Source organism: Bradyrhizobium sp. Cp5.3, assembly GCF_000426265.1.
Classification (GTDB): Bacteria; Pseudomonadota; Alphaproteobacteria; order Rhizobiales; family Xanthobacteraceae; genus Bradyrhizobium; species Bradyrhizobium neotropicale.
On record NZ_AUFA01000010.1, the window covers coordinates 261,090 to 287,308 of the forward strand.

The 26,219-nt window shown below is 64.7% G+C and carries 25 protein-coding genes; 10 read left to right on the forward strand and 15 right to left on the reverse strand.

What is annotated here, in order from left to right; all coding sequences use genetic code 11:
- The first annotated feature begins 139 nt into the window (after positions 1-139).
- Entirely contained in the window at positions 140-511 is a 372-nt protein-coding gene (locus tag K289_RS0117130; RefSeq protein ID WP_027552655.1) for a helix-turn-helix domain-containing protein, read from the forward strand.
- Between the two features lie 196 nt (positions 512-707).
- On the opposite strand, the gene K289_RS0117135 is transcribed toward K289_RS0117130, so the two are convergent.
- Positions 708-1,121, reverse strand: a complete 414-nt coding sequence (locus K289_RS0117135) for a flagellar assembly protein FliX (protein ID WP_027552656.1) — start codon at positions 1,119-1,121, stop codon at positions 708-710.
- Positions 1,122-1,391: 270 nt separating this feature from the next.
- Here K289_RS0117135 and K289_RS0117140 point away from each other — a divergent pair, with 270 nt between their 5' ends.
- From K289_RS0117140 to K289_RS0117155, 4 genes are all read left to right on the forward strand, one after another.
- Positions 1,392-2,516 carry a flagellar basal body P-ring protein FlgI gene (locus tag K289_RS0117140; RefSeq protein ID WP_027552657.1) on the forward strand — a complete coding sequence of 375 codons (1,125 nt, stop codon included), beginning with the start codon at positions 1,392-1,394 and terminating at the stop codon, positions 2,514-2,516.
- Entirely contained in the window at positions 2,516-2,881 is a 366-nt protein-coding gene (flgJ, locus tag K289_RS0117145; RefSeq protein ID WP_027552658.1) for a flagellar assembly peptidoglycan hydrolase FlgJ, read from the forward strand. Before K289_RS0117140 ends, flgJ begins: the two co-directional genes overlap by 1 nt.
- Positions 2,882-2,892: 11 nt before the next feature.
- The gene (locus K289_RS0117150; protein WP_027552659.1) at positions 2,893-3,390 is read left to right on the forward strand and encodes a hypothetical protein; all 498 of its coding nucleotides are present in this window, start codon (positions 2,893-2,895) and stop codon (positions 3,388-3,390) included.
- A 159-nt stretch (positions 3,391-3,549) separates the two neighbouring features.
- Positions 3,550-3,909 (forward strand): hypothetical protein, encoded by a 360-nt coding sequence (locus K289_RS0117155; RefSeq protein ID WP_027552660.1) that lies wholly within the window; start codon positions 3,550-3,552, stop codon positions 3,907-3,909.
- 3 nt (positions 3,910-3,912) lie between these two features.
- Here K289_RS0117155 and K289_RS0117160 read toward each other — a convergent pair whose 3' ends face one another.
- The 4 genes from K289_RS0117160 to K289_RS0117175 all read right to left on the reverse strand — a co-directional run bounded on the left by K289_RS0117160 (position 3,913) and on the right by K289_RS0117175 (position 8,375).
- Positions 3,913-4,278 carry a hypothetical protein gene (locus K289_RS0117160; protein WP_027552661.1) on the reverse strand — a complete coding sequence of 122 codons (366 nt, stop codon included), beginning with the start codon at positions 4,276-4,278 and terminating at the stop codon, positions 3,913-3,915.
- Positions 4,279-4,290: 12 nt separating this feature from the next.
- Complete coding sequence (gene flaF, locus K289_RS0117165; RefSeq protein WP_027552662.1) at positions 4,291-4,659, reverse strand: flagellar biosynthesis regulator FlaF; 369 nt, start codon at positions 4,657-4,659, stop codon at positions 4,291-4,293.
- A 290-nt stretch (positions 4,660-4,949) separates the two neighbouring features.
- Complete coding sequence (locus K289_RS0117170; protein ID WP_027552663.1) at positions 4,950-6,560, reverse strand: flagellin; 1,611 nt, start codon at positions 6,558-6,560, stop codon at positions 4,950-4,952.
- 246 nt (positions 6,561-6,806) lie between these two features.
- The gene (locus tag K289_RS0117175; protein ID WP_027552664.1) at positions 6,807-8,375 is read right to left on the reverse strand and encodes a flagellin; all 1,569 of its coding nucleotides are present in this window, start codon (positions 8,373-8,375) and stop codon (positions 6,807-6,809) included.
- Between the two features lie 320 nt (positions 8,376-8,695).
- Between K289_RS0117175 and flbT the strand changes: the two genes are divergently transcribed.
- Positions 8,696-9,133, forward strand: coding sequence for a flagellar biosynthesis repressor FlbT (gene flbT / locus K289_RS0117180; protein ID WP_027552665.1), 438 nt, complete (start codon positions 8,696-8,698; stop codon positions 9,131-9,133).
- A gap of 90 nt (positions 9,134-9,223) precedes the next feature.
- On the opposite strand, the gene K289_RS0117185 is transcribed toward flbT, so the two are convergent.
- From K289_RS0117185 to K289_RS0117225, 9 genes are all read right to left on the reverse strand, one after another.
- Complete coding sequence (locus K289_RS0117185) at positions 9,224-10,723, reverse strand: aspartate aminotransferase family protein (RefSeq protein WP_027552666.1); 1,500 nt, start codon at positions 10,721-10,723, stop codon at positions 9,224-9,226.
- Positions 10,720-11,973 (reverse strand): RimK family alpha-L-glutamate ligase, encoded by a 1,254-nt coding sequence (locus K289_RS0117190; protein ID WP_027552667.1) that lies wholly within the window; start codon positions 11,971-11,973, stop codon positions 10,720-10,722. The genes K289_RS0117185 and K289_RS0117190 overlap by 4 nt, the downstream gene beginning before the upstream one ends.
- 1 nt (position 11,974) lies before the next feature.
- The gene (locus tag K289_RS0117195; RefSeq protein WP_027552668.1) at positions 11,975-13,621 is read right to left on the reverse strand and encodes a hypothetical protein; all 1,647 of its coding nucleotides are present in this window, start codon (positions 13,619-13,621) and stop codon (positions 11,975-11,977) included.
- Complete coding sequence (locus K289_RS0117200; protein ID WP_027552669.1) at positions 13,611-14,393, reverse strand: hypothetical protein; 783 nt, start codon at positions 14,391-14,393, stop codon at positions 13,611-13,613. Before K289_RS0117200 ends, K289_RS0117195 begins: the two co-directional genes overlap by 11 nt.
- Before the next feature lie 71 nt (positions 14,394-14,464).
- Positions 14,465-16,321 (reverse strand): flagellar protein, encoded by a 1,857-nt coding sequence (locus K289_RS0117205; RefSeq protein ID WP_027552670.1) that lies wholly within the window; start codon positions 16,319-16,321, stop codon positions 14,465-14,467.
- Between the two features lie 20 nt (positions 16,322-16,341).
- Positions 16,342-18,225, reverse strand: a complete 1,884-nt coding sequence (gene flgK, locus K289_RS0117210) for a flagellar hook-associated protein FlgK (protein ID WP_027552671.1) — start codon at positions 18,223-18,225, stop codon at positions 16,342-16,344.
- A 34-nt stretch (positions 18,226-18,259) separates the two neighbouring features.
- Positions 18,260-20,536: a flagellar hook-basal body complex protein gene (locus K289_RS0117215; protein ID WP_027552672.1), complete on the reverse strand. Its 2,277-nt coding sequence runs from the start codon at positions 20,534-20,536 to the stop codon at positions 18,260-18,262.
- Positions 20,537-20,775: 239 nt separating this feature from the next.
- Positions 20,776-21,288: a peptide-methionine (R)-S-oxide reductase MsrB gene (gene msrB, locus K289_RS0117220; protein WP_027552673.1), complete on the reverse strand. Its 513-nt coding sequence runs from the start codon at positions 21,286-21,288 to the stop codon at positions 20,776-20,778.
- 88 nt (positions 21,289-21,376) lie between these two features.
- A complete protein-coding gene (locus tag K289_RS0117225; RefSeq protein WP_027552674.1) occupies positions 21,377-22,834 on the reverse strand; it encodes an FAD-binding oxidoreductase in 1,458 nt (485 codons plus the stop codon).
- Positions 22,835-22,927: 93 nt separating this feature from the next.
- Between K289_RS0117225 and K289_RS0117230 the strand changes: the two genes are divergently transcribed.
- Genes K289_RS0117230 through K289_RS0117240 form a run of 3 tightly spaced genes read left to right on the forward strand, consistent with a single transcriptional unit; the run spans position 22,928 to position 24,423 of the window.
- Positions 22,928-23,464, forward strand: a complete 537-nt coding sequence (locus K289_RS0117230) for a histidine phosphatase family protein (RefSeq protein ID WP_027552675.1) — start codon at positions 22,928-22,930, stop codon at positions 23,462-23,464.
- 56 nt (positions 23,465-23,520) lie between these two features.
- Entirely contained in the window at positions 23,521-23,946 is a 426-nt protein-coding gene (locus K289_RS0117235; protein ID WP_027552676.1) for a universal stress protein, read from the forward strand.
- A gap of 48 nt (positions 23,947-23,994) precedes the next feature.
- Positions 23,995-24,423: a hypothetical protein gene (locus tag K289_RS0117240; RefSeq protein WP_245283939.1), complete on the forward strand. Its 429-nt coding sequence runs from the start codon at positions 23,995-23,997 to the stop codon at positions 24,421-24,423.
- Positions 24,424-24,434: 11 nt separating this feature from the next.
- Here the strand turns inward: K289_RS0117240 and K289_RS0117245 are convergent, their stop codons facing one another.
- Positions 24,435-24,671 (reverse strand): DUF1127 domain-containing protein, encoded by a 237-nt coding sequence (locus K289_RS0117245; RefSeq protein ID WP_027552678.1) that lies wholly within the window; start codon positions 24,669-24,671, stop codon positions 24,435-24,437.
- Between the two features lie 187 nt (positions 24,672-24,858).
- Between K289_RS0117245 and K289_RS0117250 the strand changes: the two genes are divergently transcribed.
- Positions 24,859-26,202 (forward strand): PLP-dependent aminotransferase family protein, encoded by a 1,344-nt coding sequence (locus tag K289_RS0117250; RefSeq protein WP_027552679.1) that lies wholly within the window; start codon positions 24,859-24,861, stop codon positions 26,200-26,202.
- Positions 26,203-26,219: the final 17 nt, after the last annotated feature.

Sequence of the window (26,219 nt, forward strand, 5' to 3'; positions counted from 1 at the left end):
GGAGGCTCCTTTGCTTCTGTGGTAACTAACGGTGACTAGATATCGCAAAGAATGCTGGTGTTAAGAGAGCACTTTGTGCTTACCTGATTACGCAGGAGTAACCGGCAACAGCAATCGGACCAGAGCGCGAGGAGCGGAGATGAAACCCGACGTCTATGCAGCCAACTGCCCGACACGCCAGATCCTCGATCGCGTCGGCGACAAATGGGCGGTGCTGATCCTGTTGCTGCTGCGCGAGGAGCCGATGCGCTTCAATCAGTTGCGTCGGACGATTGAAGGCATTTCGCAGAAGATGCTCAGCCAGGTTCTCAAGTCACTCGAGCGCGACGGACTGATCAAGCGCCACGCCATAGCAACCGTGCCGGTGACGGTGGAGTATTCGATCACCCAGCTCGGCCTGACGCTGGCCGCGGCAGTCGATCCCTTGCGCGATTGGGCCGAGCAGAATCTGAAAGACGTGCTCGCCGCCCAGCGCCGCTACGACGCGCAGCAGAAGGAAGAAGCGGCGTAAGCGCACGATCAAGCGAAGCAAAGCGCCGCCCCGAATTCCGCTGTCATGCCCCGGCTTGAACACTTGACCGGGGCATCCAGTACGCTGCGGCTCCTTCGTGAACCTCGCTGTCTCTGGAATACTGGGTCGCCTGGTCAAGCCGGGCGACGACTTGCTGAGAGAGACTTCAATACGGATGCAAGCTGAACTCGCGGGCTCAGCCCTGCCCGGCTTTCGCCAGCTCGACCTCGACGCGCAGCTCAATTTCGGAGAGCACGGCATCGAGGCCGGGATCGCCGGAGGACGATTTCAGGTTCGCCGCAGCATCGCGCAGCCGCATCACGGTCGAGGCGTCGAGATTGCCGGACAGAAGTCCCATCTTGAGATCGTCGAGCACGTCGAGCGCGGTCTTGCCGCGCGCGACCGAGCGCTTGCGCCGCTCGACGGGATCTTCCTCGATGCCTTGCAGCGCGAGCAGTGCATCGATGTTGGCGGCGGCCTTCGGCGCGGCTGCGGAACGTGTCTCTTGCGCCGACGAGGTGTCGGGCAGCACGAAGGTGCCGGAGCCGGTTCGCCTGGCCTGGCTGGCCGGCGATCCAAGCGTGGTGCCGTTCGGTCCGTAGATGCGCATCGAAGCAATCCGGGTGATCGATGCGTCAGCTTGGCCGGATTATGGTTAATGAGGCGTAAACAGCCCGGCAAAATCTGCCGACAGGCGGCAGTTTCGCGCCTCAGGGCGAACGCCGGCTGACGCCGGTCCAAACAGGTTTATTCAACCTATTCAACCGCCTAACCCCTCTGCCCCAGGCTGGCACAGCGCTCGCATGGAGAGGTTCGGACCAGCTCGTCATGGGAGTGTCGCAGAAGGTCCTTCGATTTGAGGAGCCTCGGGGAGCAGAGGATGCCAGGCGTTCGTTGGGTGAGGATTCTGGGAGTGGCCTGCGCCGCGCTATCTGCGCTGGCGTTGTCGGTCAATTCGGCGGCCGCGACCTCGCGCATCAAGGACCTCGCCAATATCGAAGGCGTGCGGCAGAACCAGCTCATCGGCTATGGCCTCGTCGTCGGCCTCAACGGCACCGGCGACACGCTGAACAACATCCCCTTCACCAAGCAGTCGCTGCAGGCGATGCTCGAGCGCATGGGCGTCAACATCCGCGGCGCCACCATCCGCACCGGCAACGTCGCCGCCGTGATGGTGACCGGCAATCTGCCGGCCTTCGCCACCCAGGGCACGCGCATGGACGTCACGGTGTCGGCACTCGGCGACGCCAAGAACCTCCAGGGCGGCACCCTGCTCGTCACCCCCCTGCTCGGCGCCGACGGCAACGTCTATGCGGTGGCGCAGGGTTCGCTCGCGATCTCCGGCTTCCAGGCCGAGGGTGAAGCGGCCAAGATCGTGCGCGGCGTGCCGACGGTGGGCCGCATCGCCAACGGCGCCATCATCGAGCGCGAGATCGAGTTCGCGCTCAATCGCCTGCCGAACGTGCGCCTCGCACTGCGCAACGCCGACTTCACCACCGCCAAGCGCATCGCGGCCGCGATCAACGACTATCTCGGCGTCAAGTCTGCCGAGCCGCTCGATCCCTCCACGGTGCAGCTGTCGATCCCGCAGGAATTCAAAGGCAACGTGGTCGCCTTCCTCACCGAGATCGAGCAGCTCCAGGTCGATCCTGACCTCGCCGCCAAGATCATCATCGATGAACGGAGCGGCATCATCGTGATGGGTCGTGACGTCCGCGTCGCCACCGTAGCAGTCGCGCAGGGCAACCTCACCGTCACGATCTCCGAGAGCCCGCAGGTCAGCCAGCCCAACCCGCTGTCGCGGGGCCGCACCGTGGTTACGCCGCGCACCAGCGTCGGCGTCACCGAGGACGGCAAGAAATTCGCCGTCGTCAAGGACGGCGTCTCGCTCCAGCAGCTCGTCGACGGCCTCAACGGCCTCGGCATCGGCCCGCGCGACCTCATCAGCATCCTGCAGGCGATCAAGGCCGCGGGCGCGATCGAGGCCGACATCGAGGTGATGTGATGCAGACGGGCATGATCAACACCGCGCATGTCGCATCGTCAGCCTTCGCCGTGCAGAGCCGCAACGGCCGCCCCGATTTTGAACTCGCCGACGCGCTGAAAAAGGTCTCACCGCAGCAGCAGGCCAGGGCGCAGAAGACCGCGACCGATTTCGAGGGCATGTTCCTCAATGCGATGTTCTCGCAGATGACCTCGGGCCTGAAGGGCGAAGGCCCGTTCGGCAGCACGACGGGCACCGGCGTCTGGCGCTCGATGCTGACCGAGCAGTACTCCAAGAACTTTGCCAATGCCGGCGGCGTCGGCGTCGCCAGCGAAGTCTACCGCACCCTCATCCTGCAGCAGGCGAAAACCGTCCGCACGGCATAAGGTCCAACGACATGAACCACTTCAACGCATCACGTCAGCCGATGCCGGCTCCGCGCCAGGCCGCCACGCCGGGCAGCGCCGAGGCGCGCAAGCTCGCCGAGGACCTGATGGACGCGATGAACGCGCTGCTGGGATTGATCGAGCGCGAGACCGAGTTCGTGCGGGCCGGCAAGCTGCGCGAGGCGATGGCATTCGAGAGCACGAAGCAGGAGCTGTCGCGACGCTATGTCGGCGCCGTCAGCCAGCTGAAGGCGAACCAGGCGCAGCTTGCGAAATCCGCACCCGAACTGCTCTCGACGCTGCACCGTCACCACGACGCGTTCCGCGCGATGCTCCAGGTCAATCTCACCGTGCTCGCGACCGCGCACGCGGTGAGCGAGAGCGTGGTGCGCGGCGTCAATGCCGAGATCCAGAAGCGCAACGTGCCGAACACCTATACGGCAGCAGGACGTCGCGCAGCGCCGGGCCCCCGCCACATCACGCCGCTCGCGGTCAGCCGCTCGCTCTGAGAGCACGCGAAAACAAGCGACAATTTTACGAAAAACCGCGCGGCGATGTCGCCGCGCGGTTAGGCACGTTTCCTAACCGGACCTTCAATCCTGGTGCTTCATGGTTGCGTGATTAGAGGGGTTGGGATTTGACTCAGACGAGGCAACCAGGAGGCTGCCATGAGTACAGATTTCAGCATCAGGCCGGTGGGGATACCGGCCCCCGCGCCAATCGTAACGACGTCGAACGCGGCGGCGAACGACGCCGTGCAGACCGATCTGCCCGTGAGCCAGACAGTGGCCGCGAGCGATGCCAGCGCGGCCGTGCGCAACGATTTGCACAACAACGACAACATCTCGCGCCAGGTCGTGTTCGACCAGGCGGCCGCGTCCTTCGTCTTCCAGGTCGTCAACGAGAATACCGACGCAGTGGTCAACCAGTTTCCCGACGAGGCGATGCTGCGCCGGCGCGCCTATTTCCATGCACTGGATTTGAAGTCCGAGCCCTCGCGTCCGCTGAATACCGATCTCAGCGCCTGACGTTCACGTGGCGCGGGTGGCGACGGCCGTATCGAGATAACTTGAGCCGGTCGCGGGATCGGTCACGACGTTCCTGATCTGCGCCTTGCCGTAGCCGGTCAGCACGAACTTCGTATTTCCGAAGCGAAACGACGAATCCTTGATCAGCACCTGCTGGTACTGAGACGTACCAGCGCTGTCGTAGTGCACCTGTGCCCGAAAGCCGTCGACCTGCGAGATGTTGAGCGAGAACTTCTTGCCGTCGGGATAGGTACCGGTCCAGCTGCCCTGATAAAGGGTGGAATCGACCGCCACGTATTTCGTGTTGCTCGGGACCGAATTGCCGGCCGACTTATACGAGCTTGACAGGATGCCCATCAGGTCGGCCATGACAAGGCTCCGTCACGGACGGCCGGACAGGCCGGCAGCAATGTTCCTGTTGATCTCGATCAGCGGGCGGAAGTGATCGAGCTGCGGGCTCATCTGCAGCGCCGCGGTCTGGCTCAGCACGAACACGCTGATGTTGGCGATCTTCTGCCTGACATCAAGCGGCTGCGGATTGGTGTCGCGCATGGCCTCGCTCAGGAAGATGGTCCAGAGCTTGCGGTTGAACATCAGCGCCTGCGTGGTCTGCTCACTGAAGGGATCGGCGCTGTTGATCGCATCCTGCAGCTTGTTGGCGGCCTTCAGCAGTGTCTGCGCCTCGACGTCGCGAGGAGACGCAGTGGTCGTGGCTACACGCGCGTAGGCCGAAGCAGCAGAACTCGACATTCATCACCCTGGAGGTTTCCTCGCCCGTTATCCAGGCTTAAGGATTTCTTTCCCAACCCTAGGCAGCACCGCTTAAGATTTGCTTACGTGAGACTGCGGACGGCCTCCGGACAATTACGGGTCGCGGAGTCCACCTTCATCTCAAGGCTAAATCCGAGTGCGCGCACTGTAAACGATCGCGTCCATCATGCGCTGATCTCAGCTAATCGACAGTTAGCGATCTCGCTCAAAAGAACGGCGAAGCCTTGGCTTCGCCGGTGTTTCATCCGTCGTGTTCGTCGGCCTCGCGCTTAGCGGAGAAGCTGAAGCACGCTCTGCTGTGACTGGTTGGCGAGCGACAGCGCGGAGACTGCGATCGACTGGCGCGTCGAGAGCGCCTGGCTGTTCGCCGCTTCCTCGTTGGTGTCGGCAAGCGTCAGGCTCGAGGAGCCGGTCTGCAGCACGTTGATCAGGTTCTTGCTGAAGTCCTGACGGATCTGCACGATCGAGAGGTTCGAACCAAGCGTCGACGCTTCCGAACGCAGAGTTGTGCTGGCCGCGTTGAGCGAAGCCAGAATGGAGTTCGCCGAATTCGAGTCCAGGAAATCAATGCCCTGGTTCAAGGGCGCAAGGCTGAGGCCGGCGTCGTTGAGCGTCACGCCTTGAATGGTCAACGTCGAACGTCCCGTTTCGTTGAACACGAGCTTGAGCGTATCGCCGTTCAAAAGGTTCACGCCGTTGAAGGAGGAGTCTTGCGCGGTGGTGTTGATCTGCGCGAGCACGTTGTTGTACTGCGCGACGAGATTGGCGCGCGTTGACTGCGAATTCGGGTCCGCGACGGGCGGCTGCGCGATCAGACCATAGAAGGGCTGACCGCTCGCCGCCGCCGTGCCACCGATTGCGCCGATCGTCAAGGAAGCCGCATCGTTGGAGGTCACGATATTGAGGTGACCCGTCGGGTCGATCGTTGCTTGCAGATTGTTCGACGCCAGTGCCGCATTGAGCTGATTGAGCGTGGAGACCTGCCCCGTGCCTGTGCCGAAGGTGATGCTGGTGGGGGTGCCGGCACCGGTCGCGCCGATCGTCAACGTCTTGCCACTGAGCGGGGGCGGGACGCGCGCGGTGGTGCCGGCGCTGAGACCGAGCGCTGCGAGCACGTTGCCCGAGCCGGAGATCGCCAGATCCTGGTTCGTACCCGTGCTGAGCACGAGCTTGCCGCCGGACACGGTCGAGGAGCCCGCCCCGGCCCCGGTGATGCCGTCGATCGCGGTCAGCACGCTCTGCACCGTGAGGTTGCTGCCGGCACCGATGCCGATCGTGACGTTGCCGAACGAGTCGGTGGTCGAGGTGGTCTGCGCGTTCGAGAAGGTGATCGTGTGACCGTCGACGGTCAGGACCGAGCCGTTGGTGATGGCGGTACCGAGGTCGTCTGACGCTGCACCCGCTGTGCCAACCAGCTTCGTTGCCGCCGAGATCGGGGCCGCAGAAGAGGTGTTGTCGTTGTTGACGACGGTGCCGGTAACCGTGTTGTTGGTGTAGGCGCTGCCCAGCAGGTTGTTGGCGGTTGCTCCAGTGATCGCGGCCGCAGTCACGTTGGACTTGGGCGAATAGCCCGTCGGGCTTTGCAGCACCTGGCTGGCGATCGACTTGGCGCTGTCGACGAGTTTCTGCAGCGAGGTGATGCCGGTATTGGCGGCCTGCAGCACCTGCACGCCGTTGTTGATGCCGTCGAGCAGATTGCTGATGTCGCCGGCGCGATTGTCGAGCCCCTGGGCGGTGAAGAAGTTGGTCGGGTTGTCCAGCGCGGTGTTGACCTTCTTGCCGCTCGCAAGACGCTGCTGCGTGGTGGCGAGCAGGTCGGCTGTCGACTGCAGCGACAACAGGTTCTGGCGAACTGATGCCGAGAGAACGATGTTGGACATTGGCGGATCTTCCTCTTGAAGCGCGACGCTGTACGAATCGGGGCTCGCCGATCGGGGAATCTACTTTTGTCCAGTTTTAGAGGGCGTCCTTTAAATTAAGGTTAATGGCGGCTTAAGCCGCAAGGTTAACGGCAGGTTAATTCGCCACGGTTCCCGCCCCCACCGTGCGAGCCGTACCACGCAACAAAAAAAGCGGCGGGGCCAAAGCCCCGCCGCGATGCCTCGAGTGACGATTTTAATCGCGTATCAACGCAGAAGCTGCAACACGCTCTGCTGCGACTGGTTGGCCAGCGACAGCGCCGAGACCGCGATCGACTGGCGGGTCGACAGCGCCTGGCTGTTGGCCGCTTCCTCGTTGGTGTCGGCCAGCGTCAGGCTGGACGAGCCGGTCTGGAGGACGTTGATCAGGTTCTTGTTGAAGTCCTGGCGGATCTGCACGACCGACAGGTTCGAACCCAGCGTCGATGCTTCGGAACGCAGCGTGCTGCTGGCCGAATTGAGCGTGGTCAGGACCTTGTTGGCCGAAGCGTTGTCCAGGAAGTCGGTGCCCGATTTCAGGGACGAGATGCCGAGACCGGTGGTGTTGAACGTCACGCCGGTGATGCTCAGCGTCGACTTGCCGGTTTCGTTGAAGGTCAGCTTCAGCGTGTCGCCGTTCAGGAGGTTGACGCCGTTGAAGGACGCGTCCTGCGCGGTCGTGTTGATCTGCGCGAGCACGTTGTTGTACTGCGCAACCAGGCCGGCACGGGCGTTCTGCGAGTTGGTATCCTGCACCGCGTTGGCGAAGGCGCCTGCGCCGAGCAGCTTGCCGGAGCCGATCGCCGTACCACCGATGATGGAGCTCGTCAGGTTCTGCGAGGCTTCATCGTTCGTGGTGGTGATGGCGAGCTGGCCAGTCGAACTCAGCGAGGCGGTCAGGTTGCTCGAGGCGAGCTTGGTGTTGAGCGCGTCGAGCGTATTGACCTGGTTGGCGCCCGAACCCAACGTAATGGTTTGGGCGGTGCTTCCGTCGATCGCACCGATCGTCAGCGTTTGGCCCGAGAAGGACGACGTCGGCGCCGTGGTGCCGGCGGAGAGGCCGACCTTGCTCAGAGCCGTACCGCCCAGCGTGATGCTGGTGGCGGCGTTGCCTGCCGTGATCGTCAGCTGGTTGCCGGTGATCGACGCCGCGGAGCCGCTGCCGAGAATCGACTTGATCGCATTGGTCAGGTCGTCCGTGGTCGCCGGCGTGGTCGCGGTGGTGTTCAGACTGATGGTGCCGTCCGCAGCCGTGGTAGAGGCGGCAGTACCAGCGCCGGCAGCCGTGATCTTGATCGTCGTGCCGTTGACGATGATCGTGTCGTTGGCAGCGAAGCTGCCGCCAGCAGCGGCCGTCAGGGCCGAAGCCGAGGCAAGAGTGCCGGTCGCGGTGCCGGTCAGGGTGGCGGCGGTGTCCGGGGTGCCGACCAGGTTCGTGGCGGTCGCGCCCGCGATAACCCCCGAGGTGAAGGTCGACTTGGTGGAATAGCCCGTCGGGCTCTGGAGCACCTGGTTTGCGATCGACTTTGCGCTGTCGACCAGCTTCTGCAGGGAGGTGATGCCGGTGTTGGCGGCCTGAAGCACCTGGACGCCGTTGCCGATACCATCGAGCAGATTGCCGATGTCGCTGGCGCGGTTGTCGAGGCCCTGGGCGGTGAAGAAGTTGGTCGGATTGTCGAGAGCCGAGTTCACCTTCTTGCCAGTCGACAGACGCGACTGGGTGGTGGCGAGGAGGTCGGCGGTGGACTGGAGGGAGAGCAGGTTCTGACGAACCGATGCGGAGAGAACGACGGACATACTGTTACCTTTCTGGTAGCTACGCGTCCTATCTGACCCTGATTGGTCAGACGACCGCCGGACCGTGCGTCCAAGCCTCTAACAATCCGTGAAATGAAACCGGCACTTTCGCTGCGTCGGCGCCCTCAGTCCCCTTCGTGAGAGCTGCAGATGGAACCAAAGCCCCGCCATCATCCTTGAAATCATTGGATTTTCAGTCGACGCCGCAATCGTTCACGACCCGTTAACCATGTTGCGCAAGGATTGCTCCCAAATCGGCGTCCATCGCCCAAATATCGTGGGCGCCCGGCCCGTTACAAAAGATTTGATGGAGAACAGGCATGGCTCTCAAGGTCGAGCTCAGACCACACGAGCGCATCATCGTCGGCAACTGCGTCATCACGAATACCGACCAGCGCGCCCGCTTCCTGATCGAAGGCGAGAACGTTCCGATCCTGCGCGAGCGCGACATCCTTACGCCGGAGACCGCGAACACCCCGGCCAAGCTCGTCTATCTGGCGGTCCAGCTCATGTACATCTCGCCGGATCCGGCGACCCAGCACGGCACCTACTTCAACCTGTTGCGCGACATCGTCACTGCCGTGCCGAGCGCCTGGCCGATCATCGAGGACATCAACAACAACATCATGGGCGGCGACCTCTATCGGGCGCTGAAAGACGCTCGCAAGCTGATCGCCTATGAAGACAAGCTGCGCGAACAGTTCGACGCCACCCATCCCAAGGGTGACGTCAAGGGTGACGTCAGCTCGGCCGCCTGACGCGCGGCTTCCGTTCGACCACGACTTTCCGTAAAAGACAACGGCCCCGGATCATCTCCGGGGCCGTCGTCGTTTCAAGCTCTCCTCCGATCATTGCACCGCGAGCGGCGGCGCCTCGGTCTCGATCAGAGCGTCGCCCGATCGCCGCGCGCCGAACTCCAGCACGGCTGACACCAGCGCATTGATGTCCCTCTCATCGGTGCGGTGATTGACGATCGCGGCACGGATCGCGAACTTGCCGTCCAGCGTCGTGCTCGACGGCGCCGCAATGCCGGACTCCTGGACATCGGCGACGATCTCGCGATTGATCGCGTCGTCGGCGCGGTAGCGGAAGCAGACGATGTTGAGGTTCACGGGCGCGAGCAATTCCAGCCGCGGCTCTGCGAGCACGCACGCCTCGAGATATCTTGCCAGCTCGCAGCTTCGCGCGATCACCGCGCCGAGCCGGTCGGTGCCGAACGTCTTCAGCGTGAACCATGTCTTCAGCGCACGGAAGCCGCGCGACAGATCCGGACCGAGATCACAGGGCCAGACCGCGCCGGCCGCAAGCCCCCTCGCCTCGCGCCGCAGATACGCCGCCGGCTGCACGAATGCCTGCCGGTGCTGCTCGCCGTCGCGCACCAGCAGGAAGCCTGCGTCATACGGCACCTGTCCCCATTTGTGAAAATCGAGCGCGATCGAATCCGCAAGCTCGATGCCGTCGAGCACTGGCGCAAGCTCGGGCGAGAGGATCGCGAGCGCGCCGAATGCGCCGTCGACGTGAAACCAGATGCCCTCCTCGCGGCACAACGCCGCGAGTGCCTTCAGATCGTCGATCGCGCCGATGTCGACCGTGCCGGCGGAGGCGACGACGAGGAACGGCTTGAACCCGACTTCGCCATCGATCGCGATCTGCGCGCGCAGCGCGGCGATGTCGATGCGATGATCGGCGTCGACATCGATCTTGCGCAGCGCGTCGGTGCCGAGGCCCGCAATATCCATCGCCCTGGAGATGCAACCATGCGCGGCCTTCGACGTGTAGGCCGTGAGCAGCGCCCCGTCATTGCCGATGCCGTGCTGCCGCGCCAGCGTGCCGAGGGCGCTGCTGCGCGCCACCAGCACCGCCATCAGATTGGCCATCGACGTGCCTGTGACGAAGATGCCGCTCGCGCTCTCCGGAAAGGCAAACAGGGCGCGCATCCACTCGACGATCTGGCGCTCGACCTCGATCGGCATGTGATCGCGCCCGCCGAGATTTGCGTTGAGTCCCGCTGCGAGCATCTCGGCGAGCATGCCGACCGCAGTGCCGCCGCCGTGCACCCAGCCCATGAAGCCGGGATGCACATTACCGGTCGCGTAAGGCGACACGCTCTCGGAGAACTCGCGATAGACGTCGGCCAGATCGCTTGCCTGACGCGGCACGTCAGCCCTGAACTTCGCGCGCATCTCGTCGGGGATCGGCTGCCAGACCGGGCGCGCGCGGACGTTGGCGATGCCGTCAATCGCCTCGTCCAGCATGCGATGGGCGAGCGTGCGAAACTCGTTCCAATCCTGCGGATCGAGTGACGCGCCCGCGGCGGCGGCTTGCATGTCGCGGATGATCTCGTTCATGTTGCACTTCCCTCGCCGGCCCTCGCCTGGCGCGTCAGCATGGCCGTGAATGCCGCGAAGATCTTGCGCATCTGCGGCTGCTTGTATGGAAACACGTCCGGCGAATCCATGTTGTGCACGACGGCCGTGTTGTCGGCCTCGAAGATCAAGAGCTCGCCGTCTTCGTTCTCGGCGCAATCGATGGTGAAATAGTCGAGACCGACACGCCTCGACATCTCCGCCAGGGCGCCACGATGACGCGCGGCGAAGGCCTCGTCGAAGTCGCGCATGAAGGCGGCCTCTTCCGCGCGCTTCTCGTCGCTGAACGCCATGTAGGCGTTGAGGTACCAGATGTCCCAGCGGTCGGCGATCGCCATGTGACAGGCGTAGGGCTTGCCGTCGACCATGGCGAGACGATACTTGCGATAGAGCCCGTCGGCGCTCGCATAGTCGACGAAGCGCGCGACGAAGAATTCCTGCTCCTGGCGGCCAGCGAGATAAGCAGCAAGCGCCGTGGCATCGTCGAGCTTTGCGAGGCCCACGCCGGCATGCGAGCCACGCGGCCGCGCGATCATCGGAAAGCGAAGCTCGCCGGTAATGTCTTCGCAGCGGATCGCACCTTGCGCAAGCGCCGACAATTGCGCGTGCGCGGCGTTGACGGTTGCGGGAATGTCGAGACCCGCGATGCCCGCGAGCAACCGGTGCAGCTTGTCGCGATCGAGACTGGCGATGCGGTCCGGGCGGTTGAGCAGCGGCCGCGGCCAGCGCGGTGCCGCCTGGTCGATCACGGCGAGCGCTTCACGGCATTCCTCGGAATCGGATGCGATAACGATTGCGATGTCATGGTCCGGCAATGGGTCGGGCAACCCGACGCCCTCGACGACGTAGAGCGTCATCAGCTCGATGTCGGAGCCCTCGAGCAGGAACTCGATCGGCGTATTGCCGCCCATGTCGATGGCGGCCGCCAGCGCAAGGACGCGCAACGCGGGCTTGGTGACCGCGCAGGGCGAACGAAACAATTGATGAAAGGCGAGAATCTCCGCCTGGATCGCAAGCCCCCCCTCCTTGTCGCCGAGGAGCTGGGCAATCAGCGACAAATCGAGTCCTTCGCCGGCCTGCGCGGTGCCTTCCGCGATGCGGGCGACGAGCCGGTCGCGCAACGGACGCAGATCGACGCCGTCAAAGGCCTGATGGGTCAGCCGGGCAAAGCCGATGCGATCGGCAAAGTTCGGCACAGTCACGCCGATCGGCGCGAAAAGAGAATGCTGCATCTCACACCTCGAATACGGATTTTCCCGGCGAAGCCGCGCTGCTCGCGCGATCAAGCAGCAGCTCGATCTTCACCAGGACGTGGGCGATACGATCGAGGACATGCTGCACATTGCGTTGCGCCTGTGTCTTGTCTGCCGACCAGGCGTCGGTCACGTCTCGTGCGCCGACGCACAGGCGCAGCACGGCCTGCGGAGCCGTGTCCGGCTGCTCCAGCCGCACCGGCTGACCGATCAGACAGCACTGCGCCGCGACCTGCCGGTCCGCCGCGCTGCCGCTGATCTCCTCATTCATGTCGCGTGCCAAAGCGCGGTGGACCGCGCTGGTCTCGGCGATCGAGACCGGGTTGCCGTCGCGACGCAGCGCGAACGGAAAGATCGTGGTGTTAGCGAATTCCTCGTCGTCCGCGCCGGTCTTTTCCAGCGCCGTCCGAACGGCGGCGAGCGATGGCATCAGCGCGATCATGCTCTCGATGCCGGCCGCGAGTTCGGCCAGCGCTTGGGTGCGGAAAGCCCCCGGCACGGCATAGTAGCTGCCGATCTCCGCGAGCGCCGCCTCCCAGCGCAGCCATTGGCCGAAATTCGGCCGACGCTCGAAACGCGATCGCAGCGCCGTCCATGACTTCGGCCAGTCGCTGCGATCGGCATAGTCCAGGAAGCCCGGCGCGATCTCGACCCGATCGAGCGATCGCGAAAGCCCCTTCGGCACCAGCAGCGCGCCGCTGAAGGCGGGGCCGCCATAGAATTTGGAGCCGGTGATCAGCACCATGTAGCCGCGGTCGAGATAAGACCGCAGCCGCCGGCGCCCGAGCCGCATCTGGCAGCCATCGACGACGATCTGCACCTTTCCGGGCCAGCGCCGCGCGATCTCGTCGAGGCAGGCCGCGCTCGGCGCGCACCAGCCAAGCTTCGAGCAATCCATGATCTGGAGCAGCACGGGCACGCCCTGCGCGATCGTGCTCTCAATTGCGCGTAGCACCGCGCTGTCGGCATCTGCCCGCGGCGCAATTCCGGGAGCGGCATTCAGAATCGGCAACGCAATGCTGTCGCCGGCAAGCCCCGCGATCGCGCCGTCCTTGCGAACCGAGAAGCCGCTTGCCGTCATCGTGCTGAAATGCCGCCCGCGCGCGGTATGCGCCGTGCCGCTTCCGGTCTGGTCGGCACCAACCACGATCGTCACCGGGGCTGCGCCGAGCACCGCGCGCGCCAGGAACAGGGCATGAAGCTGGGAATCGGTGCCGGACGGCGAGAACACCACGTCCACCCGCGGCGAGAGCTGGAGGTGGCCGCGCAGCTCGTCGCGCATGTCCTCGCAGCGCGAGTCGAAGGCGACCTCCACTTCGTCGAACAGCGACTTGTGCACGAGCTCTTCGCGCGCGAGCGCGGCGCGGTCGTAAGCGGCCTGCGAGATCGGCGATGCCGTCGAGGACGCGAAACCCCAGACATCCGGTGACGGCGACGGCGCGCAGCCATAGCTGTTGAGGCGTGTGTGCGGATCGAGCGCCAGCCGTACGTCGCCGCCGGAGATGAGAAGCGTGTCGAGCGGCGTGAAGAGATCGCGCAGGCCATAGCGCGAGCCGCCGCCAAAGGAGCGTTCGGCTGCGTGCGAGCGGGATGCGCCGACGCTCATCCCGAAAGGCTCACGCCGCATCGGCCGCCGCCGCGGGCGCCGGCGCGAATTGCGAAGCGATGTCGCCGTGGAACACCGACGGCCCGACGTGATCGAGCGAGCTTTGGATGTCAGCCCAGATCTCGCCGCCGATGTCGGTCCAGCGCTTGCAGAAGGCGAAGTCCTCGGAAAGATAGGTGCCGGTGGCGGGATCGATCATGCATTCGAACAGCGCGAAGCGGTTCGGGCTCGCCGCCAGCGTATCATGCGAATGCTCGCGAAAGAACTGCAGCCCGGCATAGTTCGGATGGCGGCACATCGCCTCCAGCACGTGACGCCGGATCATCAGGAATCCGGTGCCGGCATAACGCACGCGAGTAAAGCCGTTGACCACCACGATGCGGTCGGGGTCCTCGATCTCGAGCACATAGTCGAGAGAAGCCGCCGGCACGTCGGCCCTGCCCGCCGTGATCGCCCGCCTCGCCTTGTCCCAGTTGACGCGCTTGATCGGGTAGCAGCCGGCGACGACGTCGGCGCCGGATTCGATCAGCCGGAACACCTGCTCGGGCCTGAAGCCGATATCGGCGTCGACGAACAGGAAATGCGTCGCCTTGGGATCGTCCAGGAACATCGCGACCAGATTGGCCCGCGCCCGCGTGATCAGTGCATCGCCGTCCCGCAGGTGCACCTTGAGCTCGAGGTTGGACATGCCGTGCACGGCGCGCTGGAGCGCAAAGATCGAGCTCGCATAAATGCTCGAGACCTGCCCGCCGAAGCAAGGGGTCGCCACCACCAGTTGCATCCTGTCCGACATCGACGGCCCCACCCCGCTCAAATCCTCACCAAGAGGTAAACAGGCATGGTTAACGGCGTCTTAACGCTCCCTTACAGGAACTTGACGAGCGAGAGCTGCGCGAGCTTCGCCGTGGTCTGGTAGGAGGCCTGTAGCGCGTTCTGGAGCGATAGGAGCTCGCTCGCCACCTGGTCGGGAGAGGCCGACTCGGCCTGGTCGATGATGGTCTGGAGCTGCGCCTTGGCCTGGGTCTGGCGCGTCGTCGCGTCCTTCATCGTGTTCTGGGCCATGGCGATATCGGTCTGGATGTCCTCGATGCGCTGCTGCCCGGGCTGCTGCGTCAGCGCCTGGGTCACGCGCAGGCTGAGCGCCGAGACCTGCCCGCCCGAATACTGCCCGGTCTGCGACGTGGAGAACGTGCCGAACACGGCAATCGCCTGCAGCTGCCGGCGGATCGCGTCCTCGTCCGCCTGCGCGCCGTATTGCACCGTGACGGAATCGTCGACCCGTGCCATGGCGGTCGAGCGCGGCGAACCGGGGCCGTCATTGCCCCGGTACCATTTCACGGTGTTGGCGGCGCCGTTCACCAGCGTGGTGGCGGAGCTCGCGGGCGAGGAGCCGACGCGCAGCGGCGGCTGTGTGGCGGTGATCGGGGACGAGGTGAAACCGAGTTTAGCCAGCGCCGCCGTGTTCGCGCTCGAGATGTTGAGGCTTGCCGCGTTGTCGGTGTTGATCGTGATCACACCGCCATGGACCGTCGATGGTTTCGAGGTGCCGGTGATGGCGTCGATCTTGCCGAGCAGGGTCTGAATGCTGTCATTGGTGTTGATATCGACACCGAAGGTCAGGGTCGTGCCGTTGACCGTGATCTTGTCGCCATTGGCAAATCCGGGCGCGATCGAGTCCGACGAAGCCGGCCCGGAGAGCAGCGTCGCGCCGGTAATTGGTGCGGGCACCTGGCTGGTGGCCGGAGCACCCATCGCCGAGCTTGTCGTGTTGAAGAAATTGTCACCGGCGGTGACCGCGGATGCCGCCACCAGCGACGTGTTGGCAAGCTTCTTGATCGCGGTGTTCAGAGCCGTGTTGAGATTCGTTGCCGTATTGGCGGGGTTGACCGGGACGCTCGCATCGATCGCAAAGCTGCCCGCCGGTGTCGGCGTCGCGCTGGACGCGGTCAGGTCGATCTGCTCGGTCGAGCCGTCCGGCAGCGTGAACTGGACGCTCAGCTTGTCACCATTGTTCGGATTGACGCCGTTGAGGTTGACCGAGAACGACACCGGCGACCCGCTCGGGCCAGTCACGGTTGCGCCGGTCAGCGTCGAGGAGACCGCTGCGATCTTCAGCCCGAATGGCGAGGTCGGAGAGTCTTCAGCCACGTTGATCACGCCTGCCGTCTGCGTCTGAACCAACCGTCCCATGCCGTTAACGCCGAGATCGGCCGCCTGGCGCTCCGCCATCACGGTCTTGAAGCCGGCCTGAGTGGTGGTGCCGTTGATGATGTCGCTGGCGTTCGCCACCGGCTGCGTGTTCACCGCGGTTCCGGAGAACAGATAGCGGTTGCCGGACTGCGTGTTGAGCACGCCGACCATCGAGCCGAACTGGGCGGCAGCGGTATTCTGCGCGACGGTCTGTCCGTTGACGTTGAGATCCTGCGCCGTGCTGGCGGAGCCCTTCTGCACCGTATTGCGGATCGTCGTCAGCGATTGCAGCGCGGTGTTGGCGAGGTTGATGTTGACGTTGACGTTGGTGATCGTGTCGGTATAGGCCGCGATGTTGGAAAGCTGCGCCCGCGAGGCGATCGCAAAGCCTTCGTTGGCTCCCATGCCCGAATAATTCTGCGACAGCTTGCCCGTGGAGAGCTGCGTCGACAGGTCGGTGAGCTGCTGATTGATGTTGCGGATCTGCGCGCCGAGGACCGACGAGGAGTAGTTGATACTGCTGATCGACATCTTTCAGAGCCTTGTACTGGTTACACTTGAGCCTGGATCAAGGTGTTCATCATGCTCTGCACCACCGACATGACGTGGGCGTTGGCGGCATAGGCATTCTGGAGTTGGATCAGGTTCGACATCTCCGAGTCGATGTTGACGCTGGAGGTCGAGTTGAACTTGGCCTGGAGCGTCGACACCACGACGCTCTGCCCTTGCTGAAGCTGGGTCGCCTGCGTCGACGCGTTGCTCTGGACGCTCAGGAACTGCTGGAGGTAGTTCGAGACGCTGCCGGCAAAAGGCTGGCTCGCCGAGCCGAGGCCGGTCTGCGGCGAATAGGAGAACACCGCCGTGGTGAGCTGCGAGTAAAGATAGTCCGATCGCGTGGTGTCGCCGGCCGGCGTCACCGGCGAGGTGTTGTAGACCGACAGCCGGGTCGGGTCGGTCACCAGCGACGTGTTGACGGCGATGCGGCCGCCAAGGCCGGTCATCTGCGAGCCCGATGCCGTGATCGCGCCGGTATACAGCGCCTGTCCACCGTCCGTGAACAGCGGCAATTGCGGATTGCCCGAGGTCAGCGAGGAGATCGTCTTGGTGCTGGACGACGAATTGACCTTGGTGAAGCCAGTGTTGTCATCGGTGATCCGCAGCGTGGTGGCAGTGGCCGGCGACGGCGCGGCGGAGAACGTCAGATGCGTGCCGGCAAGTGCGGTGTTGAGCGCGGCGGCGATCGCGCCCATGCCGCCGGAGAAGTTCACGCCGACCTGCATCGGGTTGGCATTGGTGGCGTTCTGGAGCGGCAGCGCCGCCGGATCGGTGACGTTGATCAGCGTGATCTGACGCTGGGTGTTGGTCGTCGTGTCCGTATAGGTGATGTTGACGGTATTGCCGGGCTGCGCACCGGCGAGGTCGACGTCGAAGCCGGCCGGCGGGCCGGAGACCGTGCTGCCGGCCGTCGTCTTGTCGGACAGCGCGCTCGACATCGTCGCGGCAAGCTGGTCGATCTGGTTCTGCGCCTGCACCAGCGTCTGGTCGCGCAGCTTCAGATCGGCCGCGATCTGGCCGGAGGAGACGACGTCATTGGCGGCGACGTCGACCTGCGAGCCGTTCGGCAGCTTGATGGTGAACGCGCCGACGCCGGACTTGGACGGATCGGCGTTGTAGAGCGAGGTCGCCGTGAGCGCGCCTGCCGGTGCAAAGGAGAATTGCGAGGCAAGCCCGGCGCCGACGAGCTGGATGCCGGTGTTGGTGAAGATATTGGCCTGGTTCGAACCGTCGGTGACGACGCGCACGTCGACGTATTTCGATAGCGTGTTGATGGCCTGGTCGCGCTGATCCATCAGCGTGGCGGCCGATGGATCGTTCGGTGACAGGCCCTGCAGCTTGGTGTTGATGTCGGCGACCTTCTGCATCGCCGCGTTCGCCTGCTGCGCCGAGGTGCCGAGATCCTGCTCGACATTGGAGCGAAGCGACTGGATACCCTTGGTGGTGGTGTTGAGCTGCTGCGCCAGCGTCTGCGCCGCACCGAGAGCAACCCTCTGCGCCGACGACGAGCCGGCGCTCGTCGACAGCGCCTGCAGCGACGAGGTGAAATTGTTCAGCGCGGTTTCGAGCGTTCCGTCATTGCCGGGCGTGCCGTAGACATTCTGAAGCTGCTTCAGAATGTTGGCCATCTGGTCGGCGTAGCCGCTGCCACCGGTCTCGGTGCGCAGCTGGTTCTGCACAAAGGTGTCGAGCTCCCGGCTGACGCCGGTCGTCATCGCCGTCGAGCCGAACTCGCCGGTGGAGACCTCGATCTGGTTCGGCGTCTGGGCGACGTAGCCCGGCGTCTGCGAATTTGCGACGTTCGAGGAGACGATCGAGAGCGCGGCCTGGTTGGCACGCAGGCCGCTCATCGCGCTGGCAAGGGCTGAACTCAAACCCATGTTACTTGCCGCCTTTGGTTACGTTACGCGCCGATCAGCGCAACACGTTCAAGAGGTCCTGCACCATCGAATTCGCCGTCGTGATCACCTTGGTGTTGGCCGAATAGGCCTGCTGGGTCACGATCAGCTTGGTGAATTCGTCGGCGATGTCGGTGTTGGATCCCTCCAGCGACGAGCCGCTGATGGTGCCTGAGGCGCCGGCGATCGCCGGGCCCGACTGGTCGGTCACGGCGTAGGCGCCGCCATCCATCGCCTTCAGGTAGTTGGTGCCGTTGAAGTGGGACAGCGTCACCGAAGCGAGATCGAGGTTCTGGCCGTTGGAGAAGGTGCCGACCACCAGGCCGTTGTTGCTGACCGCGACCGAGCGGAGCTGACCGGCGGCGTAGCCGTTCTGCGTGATGGTGTTGATGGTGACCGCGCCGCTCGTGCTGGCATATTGCGTCAGCCCGCCGGAGGAGATGTTGAAGGCGACCGAGCCGAGCGACTGGCCGCCGACGGTGACGTTGTTGAGGGTGATCCCAGAGCCGCTCGGCGAGGTCAGCGAGCCATCGGCAGCAAATGTGAAGGCCTGCCCCGAGTTCGTCCATGCGACCTGCGAGCTGGTCGTCGCATTCGGATCGGTCTGGTAGAACAGGTTCCAGGTGTCGGAATGACCCGTGCCCAGCGAGGCGCTGTCGGTCTTGGCCCAGCGCAGTTGCAGGTTCACCGGCGTGCCGGCCGCGTTGTAGGCCGTCACCGCGCCACCGCTGATCGATTCCTTGGTGAAGGTCGTGACGTCGCTGCCCATCACGGTGCCCGTACCCGCGGTGCCGCCGCCGCCGCGGTTCTTGGAGACGGCTGACGTGAAGCCGAGCGCAGCGAAGGCTGCGGTGTTCGAGCTCGACACCTGGAGGGTGGGGTTGGCGGTACCGGTGTTCAGCGTGATCACGCCGTTGGCTATCGAAGACCCCGTCGCGCCGCTGAGCCCGTCGATCTTGAGCAGCAAGGTCGAGATGGTGTCGGTGATGCTGATCTGGTTCGGGCTAGCTGGCGTCGTGGCCGTGTTGACGAAAGTCAGCGTACTACCGTTCACCGTGATGGTATCGGGGGGAGGCCCAACCGAGAAGCCCGATGAAAGGACTTCCGAGCCGCCCGGCGTCGCAGCGCCACCTAGCACGGTTGAGCCGGTGATCGCAGGCGTGGACAGCACGTTGCCGCCGCGCGTGACGCTGCTGAGGCCCAGGGTGGTGGCCGCGCTGCCGCTGATCGCGAGGTCGACGTTGGTGCCGCTTGAGATCTGGATGTTGCCGCTGGTGCTGACCGAGGCGGTGACATTGTTGCCGGCGCCGCCGGCCGTCGCGATCGCGTTCAGGATATCATTGACCGTCGTAGTTGCACCGCTCTTCACACCGATCACGGTGCTGGTCGCGGTCGTCGTGATGCCCGTGGCGGTGCCATCGAAGGAGATCGTATAGGCGCCACTGCCGTTGTTGATCGTCAACGTCTGGCCGGCCAGCGAGGCGGCGAGATGCGGGGTCGTGCCGGGATCGAGGGAGGTAGCGCTGTTTGCCACCGCCGAAGAGCTGTTCAGCAGCGCCACCGAGCCCGTCGCGGTCGTCGACGTATAGGCCGAGCGCAGATTGCCGGTGGCCGCCGCGCCGGAGACCTTCGCATTCGTATAGGGCGGGGGCGGCGTGCCCACGATCAGCGGGTTGGATCCGAAATCGGACGGGTTCAGCCCGCCAGCCGCGAGGAGCGAGCCGCTCGCCGCCGTCGTGCTTGCCGCCGTGTTCGGCTGGGTCGGCAGGTTCGCCGCATACTGGATCGAGGTCGTCGCCTGCGCCGGGATGAAGTTGTTCTGGAATTGCAGCACCGTCGGAACGCTGCCGAGCGGGTTGCCGGTCTTCGGGTCGACCGCGACGCCCATCAGATAGTAGCCGGCGCCGTTGACCAGGTTGCCGTTGGCATTGACCTGGAAGTCGCCACGGCGGGTGTAATAGGTGACGCCGTTGAACACCGGCACGTTGTCGACGACGCCATTCGCCTTCTGCACCGAGAAGAAGCCGTCGCCGGTGATCGCCATGTTGGTGGCGACGCTGGAGGCCGAGATCGTGCCTTGCGTGGTGATGGTAGCCTGGGCATGCGCGGTGACGCCGCCCGCAACCTGCTTGTTGGGTACGGAGGCGTCGGGAATGAGGTCCTCGAAGCTGGTCCCGATGCCCTTGTAACCGGTGGTGGATGAGTTCGCGATGTTGCCGGAAATGTTCTGAAGCGCATAGGACTGCGCCTGCAGGCCACCCACCGAGGTGTTCATTGCATCGAAGATACCCATAACTTTGTCTCCAAATCCGATCTCGGCGGCGGGTCGACCCAGGGCCGCAGTCGGAGGAGACGTCGCAAGGCCTATGCCAATGCGGGTATCCCTAGTAAATCAATGACTTAAATGGACAGGCCCCGGCCAGTTGACCGGGGCACAATTGCCGGGCCGGCAACAATTGCCGGGATTACATGGCGTTTTCGAGCGAAGTGGCTACCGGTTCGCGTGAAGAAAACGCGTCAAACAAAGGAGCCTCAGGTTGCCGATGCCGCGGCCGGGTGGAACACCAGCCCGAAACCGTCGATGCAATAGCGCAGTCCGGTCGGCTTCGGACCATCGTCGAAGACGTGGCCGAGATGGCCGCCGCAGCGGCGGCAATGCACTTCGGTGCGGACCATGCCGTAGGTGCGATCCTCGGTCTTGCCGACATTGCCCTCGATCGGCTGGTAGAAGCTCGGCCAGCCCGTGCCGCTCTCGAACTTGGTGTCGGAGGCGAACAGTGGCAGGTCGCAGCCGGCGCAGGCGAAGACGCCCTTGCGGTGCTCCTTCAGCAGCGGGCTGGAGCCGGGCCGCTCGGTGCCGTGGTTACGCAGGATCTCATATTGCTGCGGCGTGAGCTGGGCACGCCACTCGGCCTCCGTCTTCTCGATCTCGAACTTTTCCGCGGTCTTCTCGCCCGCCTCGGCAGGCGATCCTCGCAGCCAGCGAAAGGCCGAAAGGCCGAACAGGCCGGCGACAGTCGTCAACAGGATGCGGCGGTCAAACATCTCTTTCTCCGTGCGCGAGGGAGTCCACGCGCTGAGATACGGGCTCTAACGGCCGACGTTACACTGTCAGGCGGAGATTTTTCTCAACTTATTGGGAGACGGGTTCCTCCTCCCCGGCCCTGCTCGCCTCTGGAGCCCGTTCCCGCGGTGTGGCAGGCCGTACCGGCGGGTGGCCTGGGTGCAGGCGACGCGGACCGGTGCCAGCAGCCCGGTTGGCTTCGGCGAGCCGCGCCTCCCGTTCACGATCCTTGACCCGCACCTTTTCGCGGTACCGGGCCAGCGAGCCCGCGGCGGCGGAACTCGCCCTGCCCCAGATCCCGACCAGCTGTCCGGCTACCCTTCCCGTCGCGCCTCCCGCCCACACCAGCTCGAACGGCGAGAACAGCCGCCAGCGCTCGTCGCCCCACAGGATGCTGCGCGCGATCAATTGCCCGGCCATGGCCGAGGTATTCATGCCCTGGCGGCCAAAGCCACTCGCCACCCACAGGCCTTTGCGCAGCTGGCCGATCTGCGGCATGCCGTGCACGGTCTGGCCGGTGGCGCCGCCGAACATGTCGGCGATCTCGACATTGCCGAGCTCGGGGAAGATGTTGCGGATCCGCCGCTTGACGGCGCCGGCGAAACGCTGCGGGCGCGCGGCCCAGGTGGTCTCCGGGCTCTCCCACATCAGCCGGTCGCCGTCGACGATGCGGAAATGGTCGACGCCGTCGGAGTCCATCACAGATCCCTTGAACGCGATGATGTCATGGACGCGCTCGCCGAGCGGTGCGGTGATGCCGGCATAGCGTGAGACCGGCAGCAGCGTCTCCGACAGGCGCTTCAAAGGCGCGCCGAGATGGATATTCCCAGCGAGCACGATGTGGGTCGCACGCAGCCGTGCCGACGGCGTGACGATACGCTTGCGGATGCCGGAATGATCGATGCTGACGACCGGCGTATCCTCGAAGATCCGCGCCCCCGCCCGCCGCGCCAGCGCCGCAAGGCCATGTACATATTTGCGGCCGTCGACCTGGAACGCCTTGGGGTAGTGCACGCCGTGGAAGTAGTGATCGGTCTTGAGCACGTCGCGCACGCGATCGACCTGCCAGCCTTCGACCTCGGTGTCGAAATCCTCATTGAGCATCTGCAAGCGGCTGATCAGCCGGTCGCCGGCATCGACGTTGGACACTTCCAGCACGCCGTTGCTGACGCCAATGCCCGGCATGTTCTCTTCGGTGGCATTGGCGCGGACGAACTCGGCGCCCTCCTTCGAGAGCGCCCACAATTCGCGAGCGTCTTCGAGGCCAATACGCTCGATCAAATCGGCAAGCGGCAGCGCAAAGCCCGTCATCACGGTGCCGAGCTGGTTACCGGAGGCGTTCCAGCCGATGTGGCGGCCCTCGAGTACCGCGACGCTGGCGCCGAGCCTGGCCGCCTCCAGCGCGATGGAGAGCCCGGCAAGGCCGGCGCCGATGACGCAGATGTCGGCATCGAGATCGAACGTCAGCCGCGCCCGCTCGCGAAGGCCGGCTTCTTCCTGGGACACGCTTGTGAAAGTCTCGCTCATGTCGTTTTCTTAAAGGACCGATCGGGCGCTTGTCACCTTGTCCTCAACCCGCGCCTGTAGATTATCCTGCACGCGAAACGATTCGAGAATGCCATGCGCCGTTTGATGCTGCTGCGTCACGCCAAGACCGAGACTGACGCACCCAGCGGCCGCGACCAGGATCGCCGGCTCGACGACCGCGGCCACAGGGATGCGGCGCAGATAGGGGACTGGATCGCCGCCCATCCGCCGTTTCCCGAGGCCGTGCTGGTGTCTCATGCCGCCCGGGCGAAGCAGACCTGGGACCTCGCCTGGGAGGCAATGAAGGACCGCGTCCCGGCGCCGCAGGTCGAAATCCTGCCGGAACTCTATGGCGCCGACCCCGCGCAGATCCTGGAGTCCGTTCGCACTGCAACCGCTCCCGCCGATCCCAGGCGGCTGATGCTGGTCGGCCATAACCCCGGCATGCACGAGGCGGCCCTGATGCTGATGCGCGGCGGCGATCCGGACGGCGCCAAGGCGCTCGCCCACAATCTGCCCACCGCGGGACTTGCGATCTTGGACTTTGACGTCAAGGATTGGGAAGACGTGGCCTACCGCCGCGGCAAACTGGTGCTGTTCGTCAGCCCCAAGCTGCTTCGACTGGGATGAGACGCGCGGGCGCCGTCTCGACCGGTTGATCCAGCTTGATTGAGAGGGAGGCGCAGATGTTCAAGTCCATTCTGGTGCCCATCGACCTCGCCGACACCGATCTGGCAAAACCGGCGATTGCGACCGCAGCGACGCTGTCGCAGACCTGGAGCGGAACGATACGGCTGCTCAACGTGCTACCGATGACGCCGGTGATGCTCGCCGAATATGTGCCGGCGGATTTCGACGAGCAGCAGCGCCAGACCTCGGAGGAAGCGCTCGCCATCGTCGCGCGTGAATCCGGCATCGAGGAGGCGCGCATCTCCAGCGTGGTGCGCCAGGGTGGCATTTATCACGAAATTTTGGAGGAAGCCGCCCACATGAAGGCCGATTTGATCGTCATGACCTCGCACCGGCCGGCGATGCGCACCTATTTCCTGGGATCGAATGCCGGGCATGTCGTGCGCTACGCCAAGTGCTCTGTGCTGGTGGTCCGGCACTAACCTCGGAGCAATGACGTGAAGAACTGGTGGCGCAAGTGGAGCCATGAGATGCCGCTCGCGATCGGCGATGCGCTATGGGAGGTGCTCGTCGTGCAGTTCGCGGCACTGCTGGATCGGTTGACGTGGCGAAAGGTGGCCGCCCTCCTCCCCTTGGCCATCCTGCTGATCGCCTATTACCACAGCGTCCCGCTTCCGCCCGCGCTGATGCTGGCCGGAGATCTCATCGCCTATATCGACATCTTCTCGGTGGTGTTGATGCTCAGCATTCTGAGCCGGGCCGCGACGATTGCATTCCTCGTCAAGCAGGCTGCGGCGCGCGCTGCGGCGCTGCTCGCGCGCCTTCGCATCAGCGTGCAGCGGGTCGGTGCCAGACACCGGCGCGCCGCAAGTTCGGCTGCGAGGCCGCGCCGCAAGTCCGACCGCACTGAGGACGATCGAGACTTTGGCGCGGCGTGGGGTCAGTACGCGATCGCCTGATCGCGGCGGTCTCAGAGATAGCGCGTCAGCTCGGCTTTGACCTGCCCGTAGACGGCGTCCTCGATCTGGCTGCGCGTGATCCCGATGTCGCGCAGTGCGCGATCGTCGAGCTCGTTCAGCGTCTTGATGGCGGAGCGGCGCTCCAGCCGCTCAAACAGCGCATAGGCGCCGCTGGCGAGCGCGCGGAAAAATCCGCCCGATGAGGATGGGCGTAAACTCTGCCCGGCAGTTTGCGAGATCGTGGTCATTCTTCTTCTCCGGCGTGTCGTCCCGCGCGGCGAAGCCGACGCCGTTGGCGCACACGCCAGCGAGGCGCCTGCACCTTGTTGCCCTCGGATTGCTCTCGCTTTCCTCGGTTCAATCGCGGAACTTGATGGAACTTAAATGCTCCAGTACAATCCTCGGTGCAAGGAAAACATTGCTCTCGGTGCAATAATGTCCAAATTCGAGTACGTGAAGCTCGCCGATGCCATTGCGGCCGATATCTCTAACGGGACGTTAAAGGCCGGCGACCGGCTGCCGCCGCAGCGCAATTTTGCCTATGACCGTGGCATCGCGGTCTCGACCGCGAGCCGTGTTTATACGGAGCTATTGCGCCGCGGGCTCGTCGTCGGCGAGGTCGGCCGCGGCACGTTCATCTCGGGCGACGTCAAGCGCGAGGTCGAGGCGCTGAGCGAGCCGCGCGATGCGCGCATCGATTTCGAGGTCAATTACCCGCTGCTGCCGCAGCAATGGGCGATGATCGCCAAGAGCCTTGCCGGGCTCGAGCGCGTCGACGCGCTCGAATCCGCGCTGCGCGTCTCGACCAGCACCGGCACGAAGAGCGCACGCAATGCGGCGGCCGCCTATCTCGCGCGCAAGGAGTGGACGCCACAGACCGACCAGATCGTCTTCACCGCCAACGGCAAGCAGTCGATTGCAGCCGCACTCTCCGCACTCGTTCCGGCCGGTGGCCGCTGCGGCGTCGAGGCGCTCACCTATCCTTACGTCAAGAGCATCGCGGCGCGGCTCGGGATCACCCTCGTCCCGATCGCGATGGACGAGTACGGCGCGCGTCCCGACGCAGTGCAGAAGGCGCATCGCGAGGCGCACCTCACTGCGCTGTACATCCAGCCCACGATCCACAATCCGCTCGGCGTCACCATGAATGCGGCGCGGCGCGCGGACATCATGCGCGTCGCCGAGAAGCTCGACCTCACCATCGTCGAGGACACCGTCTACGGCTTCCTCGCCGACGAGACGCCGCTGGCCGCGCTCGGACCGGACCGCTGCCTGGTGCTCGACAGCCTGTCCAAGAAGGTCGCGCCCGGTCTCGCGCTCGGCATCCTGGTCACACCGCCCCGCCTGCGCGAGAGCGTGATGAGTGCGGTCAGGACCGGCGGGTGGATCGCCTCGGGCCACGCGCTCGCGGCCGGGCAGCGGCTGATGGCTGACGGCACCGTCGCCGAGCTGACGCGGCTGAAACGGATCGACGCCACGCGACGCCAGCAGGCCGCGGCGAGGCATCTTGCCGGCTACCAGATCTCGGCCGACACGCGGTCCTATCATCTGTGGCTCACGCTGCCGCCGCATTGGCGCTCGCAGACCTTCGTCGCCGCGGCGGCCCGGCGCGGCATCGCGCTGACGCCGTCCTCGACCTTCGCGATCGCACATGGTCACGCGCCAAACGCCGTGCGGCTCGCGCTCGCCCCGCCCTCGCCCGAGCAGCTCGATTCCGGCCTGCGCACGATCGCCTCCCTGCTCGGCACCAAGGAAGAGGATTTCGACTCGACCGAGTAGTGCGCGAGTCGCCGCGC